The 16,508-nt window shown below is 71.1% G+C and carries 14 protein-coding genes; 8 read left to right on the forward strand and 6 right to left on the reverse strand.

What is annotated here, in order from left to right; genetic code table 11:
• Positions 1-4 precede the first annotated feature (4 nt).
• From ABOD76_RS02520 to ABOD76_RS02535, 4 genes are all read right to left on the reverse strand, one after another.
• On the reverse strand, positions 5-637 hold the full coding sequence (locus ABOD76_RS02520; RefSeq protein WP_350241158.1) for a CoA transferase subunit B: 633 nt from the start codon (positions 635-637) through the stop codon (positions 5-7).
• 1 nt (position 638) lies between these two features.
• Entirely contained in the window at positions 639-1,337 is a 699-nt protein-coding gene (locus tag ABOD76_RS02525) for a CoA transferase subunit A (RefSeq protein WP_350241159.1), read from the reverse strand.
• Between the two features lie 89 nt (positions 1,338-1,426).
• Positions 1,427-2,161, reverse strand: a complete 735-nt coding sequence (locus tag ABOD76_RS02530; RefSeq protein ID WP_350241161.1) for an alpha/beta fold hydrolase — start codon at positions 2,159-2,161, stop codon at positions 1,427-1,429.
• Positions 2,152-3,192, reverse strand: coding sequence for an alpha/beta fold hydrolase (locus tag ABOD76_RS02535; protein ID WP_350241163.1), 1,041 nt, complete (start codon positions 3,190-3,192; stop codon positions 2,152-2,154). Before ABOD76_RS02535 ends, ABOD76_RS02530 begins: the two co-directional genes overlap by 10 nt.
• Before the next feature lie 100 nt (positions 3,193-3,292).
• On the opposite strand from ABOD76_RS02535, the gene ABOD76_RS02540 reads away from it, so the two are divergent.
• The 8 genes from ABOD76_RS02540 to ABOD76_RS02575 all read left to right on the forward strand — a co-directional run bounded on the left by ABOD76_RS02540 (position 3,293) and on the right by ABOD76_RS02575 (position 11,323).
• On the forward strand, positions 3,293-4,459 hold the full coding sequence (locus ABOD76_RS02540) for an amino acid ABC transporter substrate-binding protein (protein WP_350241164.1): 1,167 nt from the start codon (positions 3,293-3,295) through the stop codon (positions 4,457-4,459).
• A 25-nt stretch (positions 4,460-4,484) separates the two neighbouring features.
• Positions 4,485-5,348, forward strand: a complete 864-nt coding sequence (locus ABOD76_RS02545; protein ID WP_350241165.1) for a branched-chain amino acid ABC transporter permease — start codon at positions 4,485-4,487, stop codon at positions 5,346-5,348.
• Entirely contained in the window at positions 5,345-6,316 is a 972-nt protein-coding gene (locus ABOD76_RS02550; RefSeq protein WP_380130194.1) for a branched-chain amino acid ABC transporter permease, read from the forward strand. Before ABOD76_RS02545 ends, ABOD76_RS02550 begins: the two co-directional genes overlap by 4 nt.
• Positions 6,313-7,050, forward strand: coding sequence for an ABC transporter ATP-binding protein (locus tag ABOD76_RS02555; RefSeq protein ID WP_350241167.1), 738 nt, complete (start codon positions 6,313-6,315; stop codon positions 7,048-7,050). Before ABOD76_RS02550 ends, ABOD76_RS02555 begins: the two co-directional genes overlap by 4 nt.
• Entirely contained in the window at positions 7,051-7,761 is a 711-nt protein-coding gene (locus tag ABOD76_RS02560; RefSeq protein ID WP_350241169.1) for an ABC transporter ATP-binding protein, read from the forward strand.
• Between the two features lie 395 nt (positions 7,762-8,156).
• On the forward strand, positions 8,157-8,822 hold the full coding sequence (locus tag ABOD76_RS02565; RefSeq protein WP_350241170.1) for a Type 1 glutamine amidotransferase-like domain-containing protein: 666 nt from the start codon (positions 8,157-8,159) through the stop codon (positions 8,820-8,822).
• A gap of 90 nt (positions 8,823-8,912) precedes the next feature.
• On the forward strand, positions 8,913-10,823 hold the full coding sequence (locus tag ABOD76_RS02570; RefSeq protein ID WP_350241172.1) for an HD domain-containing phosphohydrolase: 1,911 nt from the start codon (positions 8,913-8,915) through the stop codon (positions 10,821-10,823).
• Positions 10,824-10,996: 173 nt separating this feature from the next.
• Positions 10,997-11,323: a hypothetical protein gene (locus tag ABOD76_RS02575; RefSeq protein ID WP_350241173.1), complete on the forward strand. Its 327-nt coding sequence runs from the start codon at positions 10,997-10,999 to the stop codon at positions 11,321-11,323.
• A gap of 371 nt (positions 11,324-11,694) precedes the next feature.
• Here ABOD76_RS02575 and ABOD76_RS02580 read toward each other — a convergent pair whose 3' ends face one another.
• Positions 11,695-14,685, reverse strand: a complete 2,991-nt coding sequence (locus ABOD76_RS02580; RefSeq protein WP_350241174.1) for an HD domain-containing phosphohydrolase — start codon at positions 14,683-14,685, stop codon at positions 11,695-11,697.
• A 201-nt stretch (positions 14,686-14,886) separates the two neighbouring features.
• Complete coding sequence (locus tag ABOD76_RS02585; protein WP_350241175.1) at positions 14,887-16,098, reverse strand: S8 family serine peptidase; 1,212 nt, start codon at positions 16,096-16,098, stop codon at positions 14,887-14,889.
• Positions 16,099-16,508: the final 410 nt, after the last annotated feature.

The raw sequence follows: 16,508 nt of genomic DNA on the forward strand, positions 1-16,508 counted from the left end.
TCCATCAGGGGACCAGGACCGGGGCGCCCGTGTGGTTCTGGAGGTGGTCGAAGGCGACGTGTGGGGCGAGTTCGACCAGCTGGAAGCCCTGGGGGGTGACGTCCAGCACCCCGAGCTCGGTGATGACGCGGTGCACCACCCCCGCCCCGGTCAGCGGCAACGTGCACGCCCGCAGCAGCTTCGGGCTGCCGTCTTTGGCCGCGTGCTCCATCAGCACCACCACCCGCCGCACCCCCGCCACCAGGTCCATCGCCCCGCCCATCCCCTTGACCATCTTCCCCGGAATCATCCAGTTCGCCAGGTCCCCGCGCTCGCTCACCTGCATCGCCCCCAGGATCGCCAGGTCCACATGCCCCCCCCGGATCATCGCGAAGCTCTCCGCGCTCGAGAAGAAGCTCGCCCCCGCCACCGCCGTGACCGTCTGCTTGCCCGCATTGATCAGGTCACTGTCCAGCTCCGCTTCAGTGGGAAACGGCCCGATGCCCAGCAGCCCGTTCTCCGACTGCAGCATCACGTCCACCCCGTCGGGAATGAAGTTCGCCACCAGCGTGGGCAGCCCGATGCCCAGGTTCACGTACATCCCGTCCTGCAGCTCCTGCGCCGCACGCGCCGCCATCTCGTCCCGGCTCCAGCTCATCTCAACCCTCCCGCACGGTGCGCTTCTCGATCAGTTTCCGGGGCGTGGGGTTGTGGACCAGCCGCTGCACATAGATGCCCGGGGTGTGCACCTGATCCGGGTCCAGCTCACCCACCTCCACCAGCACCTCCACCTCCGCGATGGTGACGTGGCCACTCATCGCCACCAGCGGGTTGAAGTTGCGCGCGGTCTTGCGGTAGATCAGGTTGCCGGCCCGGTCGCCCTTCCAGGCCTTGACCAGCCCCACGTCCGCGCGGATGCCGCGCTCGAGGATGTACGTCTGCCCGTCGAACTCGTGGTGCTCCTTGCCCTCGGCGATCACGGTGCCGACCCCGGTGCGGGTGTAGAAGCCGGGGATGCCGGCGCCGCCGGCCCGCAGGCGCTCGGCCAGGGTGCCCTGCGGGGTGAACTCCAGCTCCAGCTCGCCGGCGAGGTACTGGCGGGCGAACTCGGCGTTCTCGCCGACGTAGCTGCTGATCATCTTGCGGATCTGGCGGGTCTGCAGCAGTTCCCACAACGCGAAGCCGTCGGCGCCGGCGTTGTTGCTGGCCACGGTCAGGTCGCGCACGCCGCTGTCGCGCAGCGCCAGGATCAGCGCCTCGGGCACGCCGCACAGCCCGAAGCCGCCCACCGCCAGCGTCTGCCCGTCCTGCACCACCCCCCGCAGCGCTGCCGCCGCACTCTCATACTCCTTCGTCATTCACCCCTCCAACCACCCCCGCAGACCCACCCCTCCAGGCGGGTGGTGAGCTGTCGCGGGTGAACTTCCAAGAATCTACACCGCCGGCCTCAGGAGAGCGTCTGCAGGAAGGCGCTCAGCTCGGTCAGGAACGTTTGCGGGTGCTCCTGCGGGAAGCCGTGGCCGCCCGGCAGCAGGTGCGGCGGCACGCCCAGCGCTTCGGCCTGCTCGCGCACCATCGCGGGCGTGATCAGCGCGTCGAGGGCGCCGCCCATCACCAGCGCCGGGAGGCCCCGCAGCCGGGCGGGGTCGACCTGCCACCCGGCGAGCGCGCGCGCGTTGCCGTGGTAGTGGCCGGGGTGCATCCGCCCGGCGTCCCGGATCAGGTCGGGCAGGGTCTCGGGTGGCCGGGTGGGGAACAGCGCGCCGATGCTGAGGGCCCGCAGCTGGTCGTCGTGCTGCAGCAGCGCCAGCACCGGGTAGTTTTCCTCCGGGGTGTGCAGCCCGCCGAGCGGCGCGCTGGCCGCCAGCACCAGCCCGCCCACGGCCGCCTTGTGGCGCGCGGCGAGGTCCAGCGCCACCGCGCCGCCCAGCGAGTGGCCCAGCAGCACCGCGCCGTGCAGGTGTTCCTGCTGCATCAGCGCCCACACTGCGTCCGCGTAGGCGGGGATGCTGACGTCCGGGTCGGTGGGCGTGCCGGCGAACCCAGGCAGGTCCGGCGCGATCACCTCCCACCCGCCGGGGGGCTCAGCCAGCAGGTCGTCCCACCAGCGGCTGGACGCGAAGTTCCCGTGCAGGGCCAGCAGCGGCCGGCCGTGTCCGGCGCGCCGGGCACTCAGCGCCATGTCGGGCGCTCCTCCGGCTCCGGGGTGAGTGGGGGTGCGGCAGGCGGGCTGTTCAGCAGCGCGTCCAGCGCCTCGCCGAACGGCTGCGGGTCCTGCAGACACGCCAGGTGCCCGGCGAGGCTCTGCACCTCGCGGTGCGTGAAGTCCACCCCGGCCGCCCGCGCCTGCGCCGCGAAGCGCCGCATCTCGGCCGCCGGGAAGAACTGGTCGCCCTGCACGTTCACGGTGCTCAGCCGGGTGCCGAGCTGCCGCCAGCGCGCGAACAGCTGCGGCCACTCGGCCACCTCACTGAGGTCGTGGGTGCCGACGGCCCGGCCGATGTCCAGCACGTGCCGCAGGCTGGCGGTGCGGCCACGCTCCTGCAGGTGGTCGTCCAGCCCGCCGGGGAACTGCGCTTCGATGCCGTCGGCGCCCAGCCCGAAGAAGGTGATGAGCCGCAGCGCCGCCGTCACGTCGTCGCCGCGCTGCGCGGCGTCGTGCAGCGCCGGCTGGAACACCCCGCGCAGCACCGGCCCGGCGTGCGGACTGGTGACGAACGCCGCCACCCGCGGCGCCAGTTCCGGGGCGCGCGCCGCCCACTGCAGCGCCTGCATGCCGCCGAAGCTGGGGCCCACCACCGCGTGCCACGCGGGCAGCTGCAGCTGCCGCATCAGCTCCAGCTGCAGCGAGAACAGGTCCGCGAGCGTCCACGCCGGGAAGCGCGCGCCGTACGGGGTGCCGTCCGGGTGCAGCGAGTCGGGGCCGGTGGTCACCACCTGCGGGTCGCGCGCCTGCACGTTCGAAAGACTGTTCATGCACACCACCAGGAAGCGGTCCGGGTCGAGCGGCCGGCCCGGCCCGATCAGCGGCGCCCACCAGCCGCCCTCGCCCATCGCGTGGCTGGTGCCGGTGTAGTAGTGGCAGACGAGCACCGCGTTGTCGCGCCGGGCATTCAGGGTGCCGAGCGTCTCCACGCCCAGCTGCACCGGCAGCGCGGCGCTGCCCGAGAGCGAGGTGCGCGTCTCGAAGACGAAGCGTTCTGGGGAGGTCACCTCCGCACGGTACCGGCGGGGCGTTACGGCCCGGTCACACCCGGCCCGGCGCGTCACTGTGACGCGGCCGTAACGCCCCGCGTCTACACTGCCGGCGAACATGAAAAACTTTCTCACGTTGGCAATGATGCTGGCCTTCTCCTGCGCTGGCGCGGTGAAGGTCGGGGTGCTGCTTCCGCTGTCCGGGTCCGGCAGCGTGTCGGGGCAGGCGGCCCAGAACGGGTACCGCCTGGCGCTCGAGGAGATCAACCGCGCGGGCGGGGTGCTCGGCAAGCCGCTGGAGCTGGACTTCGCGGATGACGGCAGCACGCCCGCCAAGGCGGTGCCGGAGTTCGTGCGGCTCGTGACCGTCGACCGGGTGGATTTCATGGCGGGCGGCGTGTCGAGCGCCACCAGCATCGCCGTGAGCGGCCCGGCCCGGCAGTACAACACCTTCATGGCCTGGATCGGCGCGGCGGCCGTCACGGTGCAGGACGCGTTCGCGGGCGACCCGTACTTCTTCCACTACCACCCGTGGGCGTACGACAATGTGACGGCCGTGCTGGCGTACTACCGCTACCTGAAGAGCAGCAAGGGCGCCAAGAACATTGCGATTGCCTACGAGGACGGGCCGTTCGGGGCGAGCGGCATCGACTCGCTGGTGGCGCTGCTGAAGAAGAACGGCTTCAACGTGGTGCTGAGCGAGAAGTTCAAGAGCGGCAGCGGCAACTTCGGGCCGTTCGTGAGCAAGGCCAAGGCCGCGAAGCCGGACATCATCCACTGGATCGGGTATGACGTGGACGCGCTGCCGCTCGCCACGGAGATCCGGCAGCAGGGCCTGAATGTCGGCATGGTGTACGGCACGCCGCCGTCCTGGCCGGTGGGCTTCGAGAAGAACCCGCTGGCGCAGGGCGTGGCGGGCCTGAGCCTGTGGCTGCCGAGCAGTCCGCAGCCGGCCAGCCGCAGCTTCGTGGCGGCGTACCAGAAGCGGTTTGGGAGCGTGACCGAGGAGTACTTCGCGCCGCTGGCGTACGTGAACCTCAAGACGCTCGCCGACGCGATCAACCGCGCCGGCAGCACCGACAAGGACAAGGTGGCGGCGGAACTGGCGAAGACCGACGTGGACACGCCGTTCGGCCGGCTGACCTTCAGCGAGAGCGGCAAGACGAAGTACCAGGGCTTCAAGGCCGGCAGCTGGCTGGACTTCCAGTTCCGTGACGGCGCGCGCCTGCCGGTGTACCCGGTGAAATTCGCGCGCGGCACCATCCAGTACAACAGCACCCGCTAAGCCCCTCGCGTCTGGAGTGAACGTTGTGGATCTCTTCCTGCAAACCCTGCTGAACGGCCTGCTGCAAAGCGGCGTGTACGCGCTGGTCGCCGCCGGGCTGGCCCTGGCGGTGGGCGTGGTCGGCATCGTGAACTTCGCCCACGGCGAGTACCTGATGATCGGCGCGTTTATCGCCTACGGCATGAGCGCGGTGCTGGGCGTGGACCCGCTGATCAGCGTGACGGTGGCAGCACTGGCGGTGTTCGCGGCCGGCGCGCTGACGTACCGGGTCGCGATCCGGCACGTGCTGGTCGCGCCGGAACTCAACCAGATGCTGCTCACCTTCGGCATCGGCATCGTGCTGCAGAACCTGGCGCTGCTGCTGTTCGGCGCGAACACCCGCACGCTCAGCACCGGGTACCAGGGCAGCAGCCTCGCCGTGGGCCCGCTGACGGTGGGCGGCCCGAAACTTGTGGCGTTCCTGCTGGCCGCCGCGCTGCTGGGCGGCCTGTACACCCTGCTGTACCGCAGCAGCCTGGGGCAGCAGATGCGGGCGGTGGCGCAGAACCGCCGCGGTGCGGCGTTGATCGGCCTGAACGTGGACCGGGTGTACCTGATCGCCTTCTCGGTCGCGTGCGCGCTGAGCGGCGTGGCGGGCGTGCTGGTGGCCACGACGCTGTTCGCCAGCCCGACGGTGGGGCTGGTGTTCAGCCTCAAGGCCTTCGCGATCATCGTGATGGCGGGCCTGGGCAACCTGACCGGGGTGCTGTGGGCGAGCGTGCTGCTGGGCGTCACGGAGGCGCTGGTGCAGACGTACGTGCCGGGCGGCGGCGGCTGGAGCGACGCGGTGTTCTTCCTGATGATCTTCGCGGCGCTGGTCGGGCGCTCGCTGCGCGGAGCGGCGCGGTGACGGCCCGGCCCGAGGTGCTGCGCGCCGCTCACGGGGCCGGGCGCTGGCGGCAGCTGTGGCCGCTGCTGGCGTACCTGCTGCTGGCCGCGGCCTTTCCGTTCCTGCCGTTCGGGGCGCGCAGCGAGTACCTGCTGCAGATCGGGTACTTCACCGTGGTGGCGGGCGTGCTGGCGCTCAGCTGGGACCTGCTGGCGCGCAGCGGGCAGCTGTCGCTGGCGCACGCGGCCTTCTACGGCATCGGCGCGTACGGCTTCGCGCTGCTGAGCAAAGCCGGGCTCGCGTGGGGGGTGGCGATGCCGCTCGCCGCGCTGATCGCGGCGGCCGTGAGCGTGCTGCTCGGCGCCGTGACGCTGCGGCTGTCGGGCATGTACTTCGCGATCGCCACGCTGGCGTTCACCGAGGTGCTGCGCACGGTGGTGCAGAACCTGCCGGACAGTCTGGCGGGCGGCGCGAACGGGATGCTGGTGCCGGCGCTGCTGGCCGGCTCTCCGCGCGGGCAGTACTTCCTGGCCTTCGCGGTGCTGCTGCTCACTGTGGCGTGCAGCCTGGCGGTGCGCTTCTCGCGGCTGCACCTGGCGTTCAGCGCGGTGCGGCAGGGGGAGGACGTCGCGCGGGTGCTGGGCGTGCCGGTGGTGCGCTACCGGCTGCTGGCGTTCGCGCTGAGTTCGTTTCTGGCGGCGCTGGCGGGCGTGCTGTACGCCGGGAAGACCTTCTTCATCAACCCGCAGGAGACCTTCAGCGTCGCGACGAGCATCGCGCCGCTCACCACCAGCATCTTCGGCGGGCTGTACACCACGCTGGGGCCGGTGCTGGGCGCCACGGTGCTGCGCGGCAGCGAGGAACTGCTGCACACCGTCCTCAAGGACGGCTCGCTGATGGTGTACGGGCTGGTGCTGATCCTGAGCATCCTGTGGCTGCCGCGCGGCCTGATGGGCCTGCGGCGGCGCCGGCCCGGGGGGGACGTATGACGCCGGTGCTCCGCGCCGAGCAGCTCAGCAAGCGCTTCGGCGGTCTGCAGGCGGTGCAGGGGGTGAGCTTCTCGGTGGCGCCGGGCGAGATCCTGGCGGTGATCGGGCCGAACGGCGCGGGCAAGACCACCCTGCTGAACCTGCTCTCCGGGCTGTACCGGCCCAGCGCGGGCCGGCTGTTCCTGGGCGACCGGGACGTGACGTCGCTCAGCGTGGAGGGACGCTGCCGGCTGGGGCTGGGCCGCGCGTTCCAGATCGTGCGGCCGTTCCCGGAGATGACCGTGCACGAGAACGTCACGGTGGGCGCGCTGTTCGGCACGCCCGGCACCCGGCTGCACGACGCGCGCGCGCAGGCCTGGACGCTGCTGGAACGCACCGGGCTGATCGCCCACGCGGAGAAGGCGGCGCACGACCTGACGCTGCTGCAGGACAAGCGGCTGGAAGTGGCGCGCGCGCTGGCCACCCGCCCCCGGCTGCTGCTGCTGGACGAGGTGATGGCGGGCCTGCGGCCCACCGAGGCGCAGGAGGCGGTGGCGCTGGTCCGCAGCGTCCGCGACAGCGGCGTGAGCGTGCTGTTCATCGAGCACATCATGCCGGTGGTGCGGGACCTGGCCGACCGGGTGATCGTGATGGACCAGGGGCAGGTGCTGGCCGAGGGCCCCTACCACGACGTGACCCAGGACCCGCGGGTGGTGAGCGCGTACCTGGGCACGCCGCTGACGGAGGTGACGTGAATGGACCTCAGGATTGAGCAGCTGAGCGCCGGGTACGGGAAGGTGCAGGTGCTGTGGGACGTGAGCCTGCAGGTGAGCGCGGGCGAGTTCGTGGCGGTGATCGGCGCGAACGGCGCCGGCAAAACCACCCTGCTGCGCACCGTCAGCGGCCTGCTGCGGCCCAGCGGCGGGCGGGTACGCCTGGACGGCCAGGACGTGACGCGCGCCACGCCCACCCGGATGGTGCAGCTGGGTCTGGGGCACGTGCCGGAGGGCCGGGAGCTGTTTGCGCAGATGACCGTGCGTGAGAACCTGCAGCTCGGCACGGCCGTGCGCGCCGAGGCGAAGCAGCGGCAGGCCGCGGGCCTCGAGCAGGTGTACGCGCTGTTCCCGCGGCTGGAGGAGCGCGGCTCGCAGCTGGCCGGCACGCTGTCCGGCGGGGAGCAGCAGATGCTGGCGGTGGGCCGGGCGCTGATGGGCCGACCCGAGGTGCTGCTGGTGGACGAGCCGAGCCTGGGCCTGAGCCCGAAGGTCACCCAGACGGTGTTCGGCGCCCTCAAGGCGGTGAACGCCGAGGGCGTGGCGGTGCTGCTGGTCGAGCAGAACGTCGCGCAGAGCCTCACCCTGGCCGACCGGGCGTACGTGCTGGAGAACGGCGCCGTGGTGCAGGAAGGCACCGGCGCGGCCCTGCTGGCCGACCCGGGCGTGCGCTCAGCGTACCTGGCGCTCTGAACCGCGGCGCGACGCTGGAAGAACTCTGGGAAGCGAGCAGCGCATCGGCGCCCGCGCCGCCGCAGTGGGCCACGGCTCCTCGCTGGCGTTCCACCGGCGGGAGCACCGCGGGCCACCCTCCAAGGAGGCGCGCCGATCGTTCCGGGTGCTGCGTTTCACGGCAACGTGACGCGCTCCAGGGACGGCGGGGCAGCCATGTCCGCTTCCCTCCCCTGCACCCGCTTGCGCCGACCGTCCACCTGCAGCCGTTCAGGGTGGCGGGAGTTCAAGCATCTGCTACTCTGTTCTCAGAGTAAGAGTCGTTGCGGTTACGTTATGGACGCATTCCGTGTTCGCACCCGGACCGGGAGCCGCCGCGCTGCCCTGTGCCTGTCGCACCCACACGGAGGGGAACCATGAAGCTGCTGCTGACGTCCGCGGGCATCACCAACCCCAGCATCCACTCGGCCCTGGAGGGGCTGCTGGGCAAGCCCGTCGCGGAGGCGAGTGCCCTGTGCATCCCCACCGCGATCCTGCCCTTTCCCGGCGGGCCGTTCATGGCCTACCGGTTCCTCAGCGGCGCGACCGCCAACCCCATGACCGAACTGGGCTGGAAGTCGCTGGGCGTCCTGGACCTCACGGCGCTCCCCAGCATCAAGCGAGAGTACTGGGTTGACGCGGTCCAGCAGGCGGACGCGCTGCTGGTGTATGGCGGCGACGTCGTGTACCTGAGCCGCTGGATGCGCGAATCGGGGCTGGCGGACCTGCTGCCGTCGCTGCACGACACCGTCTATGTGGGGATCAGCGCCGGCAGCATGGTGACGGCCCCGGTGTACGGCGAAACGTACGACGACCCGCAGGCGCCCTTCGTCATCCAGGAGGGGCTCGGGCTGGTGGACTTCGCGGTGCTGCCGCACCTGAATCACCGCAACCACCCGGAGAGCTCCGCGGCGAAGGTGGAACGCATGGCGGCCGAAGTGCCGGTCCCGACGTACGGCATGGATGACCAGACCGCCATCACGGTACGGGATGGGGTGATGGCGGTCATTTCCGAGGGCCACTGGCAGCGTTTTCCCTCCTGACCGTCTCGTGACCCGTTCAGCCACATGAAGGTGCTGGTCCCGCCGCGCGCTGTCAGGCGCCTGTGTGAGGCTCGGCGGTACCCTGCCCGTATGCGTGCATCCGTCTCCCCGCTCGACAAGGTGGTCCAGCCGCACCCGTATGACGCGGTGCAGGACGTGCTGTACATCCTTGACGCGGAGCGGCGGTTCACGTTCGTGAACGCCTTCGCGCTCGCCGCCTGGCACTGCACGCCGGACGCGCTGCTCGGCCAGCGCTTCGAGGACGGGCTGCCGGTCCGGCCCGGTCAGGACCTGATCGACGCGGTTCAGCAGGCGATCGACCGGCAGGAGCGCGCCGAGTTCGAGACGTTCGGGGGCCGCCACCAGCGCTGGATCAACCTGACCCTGTATCCGCATCACGGGGGCGTGCTGGTGCAGGTGCGGCCGCTGCTGCGCGACGTCCGGACGGCGGCGCGGGACGCGAACGACGCGCTGACCGGCTGCCTGACCCGTCAGACGTTCCTCGACGTGCTCGCCACCCCTCATCCCTGCACGCAGGGCGCGGTGCTGGCGCTGGTGGACCTGAACCGGCTCAAACTGATGAACGCGGTGCGCGGCCACACCGGCGGCGACCTGCACATCCGCCAGGTCGCCCACCTGCTGCAGGAGGCGCTGCCGGCCGGCGGGCTGATCTGCCGCTGGGGCGGGGACGAATTCGTGCTGCTGGCGCCGGGCCAGAATCCAGGGCTGCTGACCCGGGCCCTTGACCACGCGCTGCGGCACGCCCCGGCGCCGCAGCCGGGCGTGCCGGCGTACAGCTCCGGCCTGGCCGTGTGGCCCGGCGGCACCCCCTTCGAACGCGCCTTCGCGATCGCGGACGACCGCCTGCAGCAGCAGAAGGACCGCCTGTACGCGGTGCTGCCGGACGACGGGGAGGTGCTGAACTTCGTGGCGTTCTCGCAGCAGCTCGAGATGCTGGACGACCCGGACGACATCACCCAGTACACCCTGGAGCGGCTGCTGACCCTGCTGGATTTTGACCACGCGGTGTTCCAGGTGTGGGACGCGGGCGGCGCCACGTACACCGCCACCCACCAGGCGATCCGCGCGGGGCTGCCGGTCCCGCTGCCGGCACTGGGCGCTCCCCAGCCGCTGGCGGGCGCGTTCAGGACCGTGCAGCGCACGCAGCGGACCGCGTGGAGCACCGACTACCCGTCCTCGCCGGAGGTGATTCCGCTGATGGTCGAGCAGGGCGTCAAGAGCGGCATCATGACGCCGGTGTTCAGCCAGGGGCGGATCGTCGCCAGCATCACCCTGCGCACCGTGCACCGCTGGCACACCATCACCCCGCACATGCGCAAGGTGCTGGAACTGGCGGCGCTGCGGCTGGAACACGCGCTGGAGCTGCGGCGGGTGGCGCAGCAGGTGCGCGAGACGCTCGAAGCCGGGCTGCTGACGCTGGGCATCGCGCTGGAAGCGCGGGACCTGGAAACGCACGGGCACACCCAGCGCACCACCGAGATGGCCGGCCGGCTGGGGGAGGCGCTCGGGCTGCGCGGCAGCGACCTCGATCAGCTGCGTGAGGGCGCGTACCTGCACGACCTCGGCAAGCTCTGCGTCCCGGACGCCATCCTGCACAAGCCCGGGCGGCTCACAGCGGACGAGTGGACGGTGATGCAGACGCACACCACCCGCGGGTGGGACCTGGCCTGCCGCATTCCGAACCTGGCCACGGCGGTGCTGGAGGTGATCCGGCATCACCATGAACGCTGGGACGGCGGCGGGTACCCGGACGGCCTGGCCGGAGAGGCGATTCCGCTGGTGGCCCGCATCTTCGCCGTATGCGACGTCTACGACGCGCTGATCAGCGAGCGGCCCTACAAACCGGCGTGGAGCGCCGACGCGGCGGTCCGGGAGATCCAGGCGCAGTCGGGTCGTCAGTTCGACCCGGCGGTCGTGCGGGCCTTCCTGAGTCTGCACGGGGAAGCCGCGCTGGCTGCAGCCGTGCCGCGGGTGTCCTGAACGTCCAGCCGCCATCGCCGTGTGCGGCGGGGCCGTGATGTCCTTCAAGCGGCTCGCTCGCCTGAGCGGATCAAGGGGCGATGAATTGATGCCGAAGGGTTGCTCTTGATTGTGTGATGTCGTACTCAGTGCGGCTGCATGTCCCGGAGTCCCCTGGCCGTCACACTGCCCCAATGAGTGCAGACCCACGCCATGACGCCGAGTGGGCCAGACGCACGGAGGACGACGCCATCCCCGCGCTGCGGACCGCCACGCCCACGCCCCGGTCTGGCCTCCACTGGTTTCTCTTCGACGTCACCAACCGGGCCATCGCGGAAGCTGTGCTGGCCGCCTTTGACCATCCGCATCCGCGGGGTCAGGTCCGGCTCGAGTACCTGCGGCAGCAATTTGTGCAGGTCACGCAGGATCAGACGGCCGCGGAGCTGGAGTACGTCAATCTGCTGGAGATGGCCCGGAGGCTGCGGGTGCAGTACCTGACGGGTGCCTGGGACCTGCATTGAGGATGGCGCTTCGCGGCGCAGCAAAAACCGCCAGGAGTCCCCGCTCGGCCCGGATGGACGGACATGGCCTGCCGGCGCGGTGGCCGGTGCGCTGGGCTCCATGGGTCACCTGAATGTCATATGCCTCTAGAGGCCAGCGCGGCATCGTCAGGCGGGCGCACCATCGTGCCCGGTCGTCTGAGGGATGGTTCGCTCCCTCACCCCAGGCGCCGGTGACGTGGAGGGTGGTGATGCGCGCCCGGCCGTGCGAGCCTTCTGGTCAACTGGAGCCCAGCGGGTCCCCCGCCGGGTCAGTCCATCCGCTGGGGGGGTAGACGACCGGCGGTGGTGAAGACCTCGCCGTGGGGACGCTTCATCGCTGAAATCTACGCTCAGACTGCCAGGACGGGCGTCACCAGAGCTTTGATGGCCTCACCGCGGCCCTCGGTGGTGTGGTGGAGGGAGCGCCGGCGCTCCCGAGCCGCACGCTCGCGCTCGAGTTGCACCAGCGCCCCCGGGGCGTCGCCGGACGTCAGCAGAAGTTCGACCACGCGGCTGTGGGCGCGCACCTCCAGGTCCAGGAGCTGGTGCTGGGCGGCCACGTCCACCACCTGGTCAACGCTGGCGCGCGCGCCGGGCGCGTCCCCCCGTGCCGCCTGATTGTCGGCTGCGGAGAGGGCGGCCCAGCCCCACGCCTCGGGTGTACGATTGCGGTCCAGGTGCGGGGAGGACAGCAGCTGGTGATGCAGCGCGGCCGCTTCGTCGAACAGCAGGGAGTTGTCCTTGGCGCGCGCCAGCAGACCGAGCGCGAGCAGTTCCACGTCCGTCTGAGCGCTCTCCTGTGCCGCCTGAAGGCTGCGGTCCGCGCACGCTGCGGCGAGACTGATGTTCCCCAGGTCCAGGGCCGTGTCGCCCAGGTGGTACAGGCTGGTGGCGAGTTCCCCCTGCGCGCCGGCTGCAGCGGACAACTGACTGGCCGCCTCGAAGGCCTGCAGGGCCTGCTCCGGACGCTTCAGGCGCGCCTGAATGAGTCCCAGGCGGGTCCGGGCATGGGCTTCCCCGACCGTGTCGCCCAGCTTCGCGGACAGGTCCGCCGCGGCCATCCCTCCCTGCAGCGCTTCCTCCTGAAGGCCCGCGGCGCTGCACACGTCGACCAGGAGGTGAAGGCCGTCGCGTTCGAGGGTGCGGTCCGCGTGGGCGCGGGCCGTGGCGATCACGTCGCCGAGCAGACGCGCGGCCCGCTCCAGGTCGCCGGCCTCCAGCAGGGTCAGGGCCTGATGGCGCTGCACGTACGCGCGCGCCAGGTCGTCGCCATCCTCCTCGGCCAGCACGGCGGCCGCCTCGGTGAGCGCCTGCGCCAGCGCCGGATTGCTGTGCCGCTTGTCCCACGCGTCCTGAATCAGTAGGTTCAGCCGAAGCTCCACGCCGTCCGGCCGGGACCGGGCTGCCCGCCGGGTCAGCTGGGCAGACGGCGCACGCCCCTGGTCCGCCCGCGGCTCGCCCGGACCCATCCGGTGCGGGCCACCCGCCGCGTTCAGGCGCTCCAGCGCCCCGCTGCGGACCATGTCACCGAAGGCCTCCACCACCCGGGGATCGAACTGCCGGCCGGCCTGAGACTCGATCTCCGCCAGGGCCGCCTCGGGGGTCCACGCCTCTTTGTACGGCCGTTCGCTCGTGAGCGCGTCGTACACGTCGGCGACCGACACCAGGCGGCCGCTCAGCGGAATGTCCTCGCCGCCCAGCCCGTTCGGGTACCCGCGCCCATCCCAGCGCTCGTGGTGCGTCAACGCGATCTCCTCGGCGACCTGCAGCAGCTGCGAGTGACCGCCGGCGAGAATATGGCCGCCGATCAGCGTGTGCTGCTTCATCATCTCGAACTCTTCCGGGGTGAACCGTCCGGGCTTGAGCAGGATCGCGTCCGGAATGCCGATCTTCCCCACGTCATGCAGGCGCGCCGCCAGGCGCAGGATGTCCACGTCCTCCGCGGGGACGCCCAGCCGCTCCGCAAGGTGAGCGGTGACGTGACCGACGCGGAAGGTGTGCTGTCCGGTCTGGTCGTCGCGGTATTCGGCCGCGGCTGCCAGGCGCGTGACCACCTCCACCTGCGCGAACTCCAGTTCCTTGGTCCGGTGCTGGACGGCCGCCTCGGCGTCCTCCCGGGCGCGCTCGGACGCTTCACGCAGGAGACGCTGGGTGTCCGCCTCCATATTTGCGCGCTCCACGTCGAACCGCGCCTGATGCTCACGAACCTGCGTCGCCTCGCGCTCGGCATGGCCGGCCCGCTCGGCCAGCAGCACCGCCTCGAACAACCCGGCGCTCCGCTGGTACTCGCCCAGGGCGGCGCTGGCCCGCGCCTGGCCCTCTTTCGCCTGCAGCACCTCGCTCTTCAATCCGGCGAGCGCGGCGTGGTGTTCGGCGTCCTCATAGCGCGCGCGGGCCGCCGGGGCGTCGCCCGACTTCAGGGCGAGGTGCCCCAGGCTGAGGGTGGCCCAGACCTGGACCAGCGCGAGCTGCAACGTGGAGGCGATATCGAGGGCCTTGCGGCTCATCTGGGCGGCGAGGGCGTCCTCACCGAGGGTGGCGTAGATGCGGCCGAGGCTGTCGAGCACCTCGGCCTCCTCCTCGCGGGCCCCGAGCCGCTCGGCCAGGGCCAGCGCTTTGAGGTAGCCGGCGATCCCGCCTTTCAGGTCGCCGCGGTCGCGGGCCACGTCCGCGAGGGCGACCTGGCCGGCCAGTTCCATGCGCGGGTCACCGGTGCGCTGGACCGTCTCCAGGCCCTCCCGCAGGTAGCGCTCCGCCTGATCGAACAGCTGCATGGACCGGTACAGGGCGCCGACGTTGATCAGGCACGCGCCGAGTTGCCGGTCGAGCGAGAGCCCCGACGCACGAATGAACGCCACGCACTCCAGGAAGTATTCGATGGCCCGCCCGGCATTCCCGGCCCGCTGGTGGAGCAGGCCGAGGTTGTTGAGGCTCCCGGCGTAGCCGGCCTGGTCGTTGATGTCCCGCCGTAGGGTCGAGGCGCGTTCGAGCGAGGCGATCGCATCGTCCAGCTGGCCGCGCCGCAACTGCATCCCGCCCTGAAGGTTATGCGCGTCCGCCACCACGGCCCACGCGCCGCACGCTGTTCCCTCGAGGATCAGCTGCTCGGCCAGCTGATCGAACGCCGCGACGTCGTTGGTGTTCATGTGGACGCGCAGGGCGATCACCTTCGCTTCGCACGCCTGCTGGTGCTGATGCAGGGACGTGAACAGCCGCGCTGCCTCCAGAGCGGACGCCACGGCCAGGTCGCCCTGGTCCTTCGCCAGGGCCTGCTGCGCGGCGGTCAGCTGCGCGGCAGCGCGGCGCCCTGGATCAGCGTCGTGGGCCGCAGCGTCCTGCAAGGTCAGGCGGTCCTCTCCACCTGAGTGGGGAAGGAAGGCGGAACGGTGGGGGTGGTCGGTCATGAACGGCTGGGCCTCGGGTGCTGTGGCGGAGTGGACGACGACAAGCCACGCAGCGACCGCCCAGAAGAACGGTCGCTGCGTGGGAAGGGCATGGCTCTAGCGTGACAGGTGGACTCTCACAGAAGGTTGACAGGCTCCCTACTGGAGGGAGGCGACCAGGGCGGCGATGTTGAGTTCGCCGTAGCCGAGGGTGGACTTGCCCGGCAGCAGCGACGCGGCATTCACCCGGTCAACGTTGGTGGCGGTGTCACTCAGCCGGGCGGCCACGTTCACGCCGGCGCTTCCCGCGTGGCTCAGGGCCAGCGCCAGCCCGCCGCTCACCATCGGCGCGGCGAACGACGTGCCGCGCCACACCGCCGCGTGATTCCCCGGGTACGCCGTCGCCACGCCCTCCCCCGGCGCCAGCACTTCCAGGTCCTCGCCGTAACTCGAGAAGCTCGACCGCACGCCCGACGTGCTGGAACTCCCGACCGACAGGGTGGACGCCGCGGTCGCGCCGGTGCCGCTGGCGGTGCGGGCGGGATACAGCACCGGGCTCGCGCCGGTGTTGCCGGCCGACAGCACCACGTACACGCCCGCCGCGGCCGCCTCGCTCAGCGCCGCGTCCAGGTCCGCGTCCGGTTCACTGGCGACCGACGCGTTGATGATCTGCGCGCCGTGCTGCACGGCATACCGGATGGCGGCAGCAATCTCGCGGGTGTCGCCGCTGCCGTCCGGCTGCAGGGCCCGCAGCGGCATGATCGTTGCGCGCGGCGCCACCTGCAGGATGATGTCCGCCACGCCCGTGCCGTGCCCGAAGGCGATGTCGCTGGGGCTGCCGCCCTCCTGCGGCACGTCATCGCCGTCCAGGAAGTCCCGGCGGCTGGCACTCAGATGCCCGGTGAAGGCGGCGTGCGGCAGGTCGATGCCCGAGTCGATCACCGCGACGGTGATGCCGTCGCCCAGCTGGGGGGTCTGCTGCTGGGCCTGCTGGAGGCCCACTGTCTGCCAGATGGGCCCGTTGGCGGTGAAGGTGTTGTTCGGGCCGCTGGGCACGGTCGAGAGGTCCAGCGCGGCGGTCCAGACGCTCGGGTCGGCCGTCACGAACGCGCCCGCGGTGACGAAGGCGCCGGCCGTCACAAACGCGCCGGCGGTGACGAACGCACCCGCGGTGACGAAGGCGCCGGCGGTGACGAAGGCGCCGGCGAGGGTCTGGATCCGGGGCGCGCCGACGCTCTGCACGGTCTGCGCGCCGAACTCGGGCACGATGGCCACGGTGCTGGTGTGGGGCAGGGGGGTGGTGGCGCCGCAGGCGGCGAGCGACACACTCAGGAGCAGCCAGCGGAGCGCGAGCGAGACAGGTTTATGCATGGTTCCACCGTAGATGTGCCAGAAAAGGGCGGGGCGTTGGGCACGTGTCGCCCAGGACGGGGCCTGGCCGTGTCCCGCGGCATGGGATGCAGGACGGCTGTCGTGCATGCTCAGGGTGGGCGCCCATCACGGACGGCTTCACCGGCTTCTCTGCCTCCTGGGAGGCATGAGCCCGGTTCATCAGCACCCTTGGGTAAAGATTATTTTATAGAGCCACATTTTGCGCTAAAAAATTCCACACTTTGCTCAGGTGCGTCCGCCGTCAGCGAAACAGACGGTGATGGCAAAGGAGAATTTCCGTGTTGCTCCCAGGCGCTTCCGGAGGTGACGCGGTGCGGAGCGGCCATGACCGCCCCGGACCCGGTGTTCCTGCGCGAGGAGCGGCTTCCCCGGTCCTGCATGTGGCGGCG

It is taken from the genome of Deinococcus sonorensis KR-87 (assembly GCF_040256395.1).
Taxonomy (GTDB): domain Bacteria; phylum Deinococcota; class Deinococci; order Deinococcales; family Deinococcaceae; genus Deinococcus; species Deinococcus sonorensis.

Coding starts and splice junctions, on each gene's coding strand:
- ABOD76_RS02520 (WP_350241158.1), bottom strand. CDS start 637: ATGAGCTGGAGCCGGGACGAGATGGCGGCGCGTGCGGCGCAGGAGCTG.
- ABOD76_RS02525 (WP_350241159.1), bottom strand. CDS start 1,337: ATGACGAAGGAGTATGAGAGTGCGGCGGCAGCGCTGCGGGGGGTGGTG.
- ABOD76_RS02530 (WP_350241161.1), bottom strand. CDS start 2,161: ATGGCGCTGAGTGCCCGGCGCGCCGGACACGGCCGGCCGCTGCTGGCC.
- ABOD76_RS02540 (WP_350241164.1), top strand. CDS start 3,293: ATGAAAAACTTTCTCACGTTGGCAATGATGCTGGCCTTCTCCTGCGCT.
- ABOD76_RS02555 (WP_350241167.1), top strand. CDS start 6,313: ATGACGCCGGTGCTCCGCGCCGAGCAGCTCAGCAAGCGCTTCGGCGGT.
- ABOD76_RS02560 (WP_350241169.1), top strand. CDS start 7,051: ATGGACCTCAGGATTGAGCAGCTGAGCGCCGGGTACGGGAAGGTGCAG.
- ABOD76_RS02565 (WP_350241170.1), top strand. CDS start 8,157: ATGAAGCTGCTGCTGACGTCCGCGGGCATCACCAACCCCAGCATCCAC.
- ABOD76_RS02570 (WP_350241172.1), top strand. CDS start 8,913: ATGCGTGCATCCGTCTCCCCGCTCGACAAGGTGGTCCAGCCGCACCCG.
- ABOD76_RS02575 (WP_350241173.1), top strand. CDS start 10,997: ATGAGTGCAGACCCACGCCATGACGCCGAGTGGGCCAGACGCACGGAG.
- ABOD76_RS02585 (WP_350241175.1), bottom strand. CDS start 16,098: ATGCATAAACCTGTCTCGCTCGCGCTCCGCTGGCTGCTCCTGAGTGTG.